Source organism: Pseudoalteromonas sp. SG45-5, assembly GCF_014164085.1.
Taxonomy (GTDB): domain Bacteria; phylum Pseudomonadota; class Gammaproteobacteria; order Enterobacterales; family Alteromonadaceae; genus Pseudoalteromonas; species Pseudoalteromonas aliena.
Genome location: NZ_JACJEM010000102.1, coordinates 1 through 5,231, shown reverse-complemented (window position 1 = coordinate 5,231; position 5,231 = coordinate 1). Strand labels below are relative to the sequence as shown.

The 5,231-nt window shown below is 37.3% G+C and carries 3 protein-coding genes and 2 rRNA genes; all 5 read right to left on the bottom strand.

Going from position 1 to position 5,231, the window contains the following annotated elements:
- Positions 1-126: 126 nt before the first annotated feature.
- Positions 127-2,460: a fatty acid cis/trans isomerase gene (locus H5119_RS19680; RefSeq protein ID WP_182703435.1), complete on the bottom strand. Its 2,334-nt coding sequence runs from the start codon at positions 2,458-2,460 to the stop codon at positions 127-129.
- Positions 2,457-2,819: a hypothetical protein gene (locus H5119_RS19675; protein WP_077536274.1), complete on the bottom strand. Its 363-nt coding sequence runs from the start codon at positions 2,817-2,819 to the stop codon at positions 2,457-2,459. Before H5119_RS19675 ends, H5119_RS19680 begins: the two co-directional genes overlap by 4 nt.
- Before the next feature lie 298 nt (positions 2,820-3,117).
- Complete coding sequence (locus H5119_RS19670; RefSeq protein ID WP_182703434.1) at positions 3,118-3,912, bottom strand: VOC family protein; 795 nt, start codon at positions 3,910-3,912, stop codon at positions 3,118-3,120.
- A gap of 763 nt (positions 3,913-4,675) precedes the next feature.
- A 5S ribosomal RNA gene (gene rrf, locus H5119_RS19665) occupies positions 4,676-4,790 on the bottom strand.
- Positions 4,791-4,853: 63 nt separating this feature from the next.
- Positions 4,854-4,968, bottom strand: a 5S ribosomal RNA gene (gene rrf, locus H5119_RS19660).
- Positions 4,969-5,231 lie beyond the last annotated feature (263 nt).

Here is a 5,231-nt window from a genome sequence, read left to right as displayed (position 1 = left end):
GATTCTCAGTGAAAACAAGGCGAATTTACGCGTCAATAGCTAGCCTATTGCAAGTAAATTCAACGCAGTTAGCGCTGATAATAGCTGCTCGAGATAGATTTATTATCCAGAGTTCAGGTTATTTAATTATCGGTTCTCTAAGCGATTATAATCGAACATTCCATATTCTATACCGCGATATTGTTTAGCTGTATCGTGCAAAATATCACTATACTGCCAAAATTGAGGGTGAGTACGTCGAATACCAAACTTAGACTTTAATGCTCTATAATCAGCTTCTATTTGCATCATGGGTAATTGATCTGCAAAAGCAGCCACTTGCTGATCATTATTTAAATACCAAATAGATTCTGGATAGTCACCAATAAAGCCTGGAACAATAGTCGCTGTATCCTCTTTATAAGCACGTTGCCCATCTTCATTCAATAAACTGGATATATTGTAGTGTGCATTGTGATGAATAATAGTATAAGCCTTGTGGCTATCATCAGATTGCTTAACTAAAACAAAAGATAATTGCGGCAATAAATTAACTGCTTTTGCTGGCATAGCATTTATTACACCTAGCGCTTTAGGCACTTGAGTATAGTCATATTGCTTACTTAACACTGGCGCTAAAGCCTCTTTCATTAAGCCATAAAGCTCATGTTGAGGATCATTTGTTTCATATTCAATACCACTTGGTTGACTAAACTCTCGATTATTTTTAAAAAAGTCAGCAAGACTCGGCGGCGATTTGCGATACCAATGTTTTTTAATTTGATCACGCTTATGCTCAGGTAATAATGCTAAAAAGTTTTGCTCACCTTCTAAACGTAAAAAGTCCATATACAAACGCGTTATTAGCTGATGCCCAACATTACCATACACATCAAAGCCGGCGACTAGAAGATAATGTATACGTTCAAATAAGGCATAATCGAGGATCCATGTAGTTTTTGGCTCTTGTCCTATAAAACCTTTCACAACAGTGGCACTATCAAAATGACGAAAAATAGTCAGTGCCGCATTTTCATTATGCCCATCGCCTTTCCATAATAAGTCAGTTGTTAAGTGCTCCCCACCTTTAAACATTTCATTAGCAAGGCCAACCTTTGCTTTTAAATATTTTTGTTCTAACGCTGAATATTTAACCCAATTAGAAATAGGTAAGGCATTACTTTCCTCAGCTGCGGGCAGTTCAAGCGCATCTTCATGTTGCATGAGCATTTCACCAACAGCGGGAGTAGCTACTTTAGCTGGATCAGCAAACGCGACCCAAAAATGGTCATTAATCACATTTAAAGCAATTTGACCGCGACAAACCGGCCCTTTAATAAAGCCCATTATAATTAATTCAGCTTCATCCAGCATAAACTGATATTTTGAATTAATAGGAATAACTTCGAATGTTTTAAATGGGTTAGATGCTGACTCAGGCTTATAACTTGGCATTTGAGTAACAGTATAATCAGGAGCAATAAATTGATCATATAAACGCAGTAATTTAGCTTCATTAAGCTCTAGCGGTAAATGCGTTTTAGATAATATTGTTGTGCGCTCTTGCATAAATCGGTAATAAACACGACTAACCTTAGGGTCGTCATAAGGGCGACGTGTATTAATAAGCTTTATTTTCTCGCCTGGGGGTGTGCTAGATCGTACTAACTTAAAAAAGCTCTGTGGGTTTTCTGGGGTAAAATAAATATGTGCTAAAAACCAGTGTTCATAAATATAACGAGCCGATAACTGATATTTTAAACTGTCTTGATTTAAAAAGGCTTCCCATCCGTTTATTTTATTTTTCTCGAATTTACTTGGCGGCGCAATATGCGACATTTTACTGCCTGTTTTAAGCCACCTTTGTAGATGATTAAACTCTTCGCGTGATACGCCAGGCAATCCATAGGGCATACCACCATGAGGTTGTTCATCAGCTAATTGATCAAATTCCCCCATCGTTGCACAAGTTTGAGAGCGATTTAAAGAAAAATCAAACTCATCGTCTAATACTTCATTTGCTGGTAATTCATGGCTTTGTTTAAGTACTAAACTATTAAATAAAACACTGCCGGCTAAATTCGCCTCTTCAGTTTGTATTCGCTCATTAAGTACCGGCGTAAAGTTTTTCCCCCGCCATTGCTGAGTGTTAGTCGCATCAAATAATAAACGGCTCGGAGTCGTTGCCAATAAACGAGTTCCATCGTAAACCAACTCTTTACTCAACCCTCGATCTATTCCTTCAGGCGATGACAGCTTAAGTTGGCACGGAGCATCATAGCAACCATGGCAAACCACACAGCGGGTATCTAGCACCGGCTTTACATTTTGTAAAAAATCAGCACCAGAAAGTGTAGAGTGTGAAACAATTCGCTCTTGTGTTTGTTCCAAACCAAATAAATCATTGTAGTGAACATTGCCCAAGTACGCACAACCACTAAGAATTATTAATACAAATGTACTTATTATGATTTTTTTCATTCGTCTTCGTCGCCCAAGTCGAAAGTAGGCATCATATCCATTTGTGGAGAAACGAATGCCTTTTGATCTTCAGTATTTAAAATAACACTTAAAAGCGGTCCGTGCGTTAATGTTATTTGCGCATCATGTTCTTGATCTAATATCTTTAAATATGGGGAGTCAGCAATAAGTAATTCATAACTATTAACGGTAATAGCGATACTGCTATCTTCACTTGGATTCTGGCAAATTTGAGCAAGTAACTCATCATCAAGTCCAATTGATATTTCAAAATCAGGCTGCTCTAAATCTCTTTCACTTAATGTTTCATCTAAAAGAAATAAAGGGAGGGTTAAATTGCTATCTTGTTCAAATTCCATTGCGTTCTCTGCACTTACTGACGATTTAATTGGTTAGCATTATAGCAAAATTGCAAATAAATTAACGCTAAAGGGAGTGTAAAATAATTAAGCACAAAGCCATTTAACTTTGCATTTAATAATTATACCAATTGCATTAAATTAGTGATCGATTATAGCGATAAGAAAACAGCTCAATAACAAGGCTAAGATTATGATACATAGTTGTTCTATATAAATAATTTTTAACGTCGTTAGTGAGTTATTTAATACGCTAGAATGATCATGTTTTTAATAAAATTGGTATTACATAAACGCATTAAACGTTATCCATAGCAGATTCGATCACCGAAAATACAGCGCCTTGCGGGTCGCATATAACACTAAAGCGCCCAACTTCAGGAATATCAGTAGCAGGTACACATATTTCGCCCCCAAAACTAACCGCTTTATTTACAGTTGCATCACAGTTTTTTACCGCAAAGTAAATCATCCAATGAGCAGAAATATCTTCAGGCCACTCACTTGTCATTTCAAGCATGCCAGCAATTGGTTGCCCATCCACTAAAAATAAAGTGTAGTCCATGCCTTCCATCGGCTTTATTTCGCTTGTCCATCCCAATAAAGAACAGTAGAAATCGCTACTTACTTTACTATCTCTTGTTGCTAGCTCATGCCAATATGGTGTATTTAATTCACCTAAGCGTTTACAACCTCTATGCTCATTTGCTTGCCATAAAGCCACCGTGGCACCAGCAGGATCTTTGAGCATCAGCATACGACCAGCATTCACAACATCATGAGGGCCCGCAATAATCTCAGCCCCGAGCGTTTTTGCTTTAACTGCGCAATTATCAACATTATCAACTGCAATATACGCCAACCAGTGACTGGGAACTCCGCCATCAACTTGCTCTTTGGGCATTTCATACATAGCAGCTATATCATCCCCTTGTTTTTGTAACATGGTGTAATATACGCCTTCTCCAATAGCTTGATCATCATATCCCCAGTTGAATAATGAAGTATAAAAGTTTTTACCCTCTTTCCAGTTTTGCGTACATAACTCAGACCAGCAAAAAATCCCATGCGAATGGCTTTTAGTCTTATTCATTATTAAACCCTTATTATTTTAATTTTTATTTACGCGATAAATCATATAACTAAAATTTAGCTTAGAGCAGTAATTAATCAATATTAATAGGCAGAAATTAAAATGGCTTAAAGTAGAGTGATATACATTTTTATACCTAATACCAACTCGCTTAATTAAGTAATCTATTTTGAAGTAAGAAAATCGTGTCGATAACAAGGCAAGAATTTGGTTATTTAGTTGTTCTATATCAGAAATTTTTAACGCAGTTAGCGTCAGATTTAATCTCTCAAATTGATTAAGTATTATTGCGAATTGGTATCATAGTGCCTGCAGCGGTAAAGAAGCACATAGCAAATACTACAGCTACACCATCACTGGCCAAGGCTCGGCTTCGAGCTATTTCGTTTGATGTATAGGAATACCGTGGAGTATAGGATATACAAAGCGGCCACTACCGAGCTCAGCATAAAATATTATGCTATTTATGAAATTCCAAATAGCAAAAAACCCATTACATTGCTGTAACCGGTTTCTCTTAATTAAATCTTGGTAATGTCATAGTGCCTACAGCGGTAAAGAGCCACATAGCAAATACTACAGCTACACCATCACTGGCCAAGGCTCGGCTTCGAGCTATTTCGTTTGATGTATAGGAATACCGTGGAGTATAGGATATGCAAAGCGGCCACTACCGAGCTCAGCATAAAATATTATGCTATTTATGAAACTCCAAATAGCAAAAAACCCGTTACATTGCTGTAACGGGTTTCTCTTAATTAAATCCTGGTAATGTCCTACTTTCACATAGCAAATGCTACACTATCATCGGCGCTGTTTCGTTTCACTACTGAGTTCGGCATGGAGTCAGGTGGGTCCAAAACGCTATTGTCACCAAGAAAATTCTTTTCAATTTTCTTATTTTTAATTATTAAGATTTAAGTCCTTCGACTAAATTTGAAGCCTGGTAATGTCCTACTTTCACATAGCAAATGCTACACTATCATCGGCGCTGTTTCGTTTCACTACTGAGTTCGGCATGGGATCAGGTGGGTCCAAAACGCTATTGTCACCAAGCAAATATGGTGCAAAGAAGTAATGACAAGCACGTAGTGCTACCATTTTCTTTGCGCAAGGTGCCTCAACTTTAACGCTACGCGCTAAGAGTCACCTCTTGAATTTGGAAAATATCTGATAATATTTTTTAAGTCTTTAAGTAATATCTACTTTAGTCATATTAACTTCTTCGCGTGTTTCACTATCACATAAAACGCGTTTGGCGTTGTATGGTTAAGCCTCACGGGTAATTAGTACAAGTTAGCTTAATGGCTCACACCACT

What these genes read in the sequence shown, in the direction of transcription:
- H5119_RS19680 (WP_182703435.1), bottom strand. Translation starts at nt 2,460, where the DNA reads ATGAAAAAAATCATAATAAGTACATTTGTATTAATAATTCTTAGTGGT.
- H5119_RS19675 (WP_077536274.1), bottom strand. Translation starts at nt 2,819, where the DNA reads ATGGAATTTGAACAAGATAGCAATTTAACCCTCCCTTTATTTCTTTTA.
- H5119_RS19670 (WP_182703434.1), bottom strand. Translation starts at nt 3,912, where the DNA reads ATGAATAAGACTAAAAGCCATTCGCATGGGATTTTTTGCTGGTCTGAG.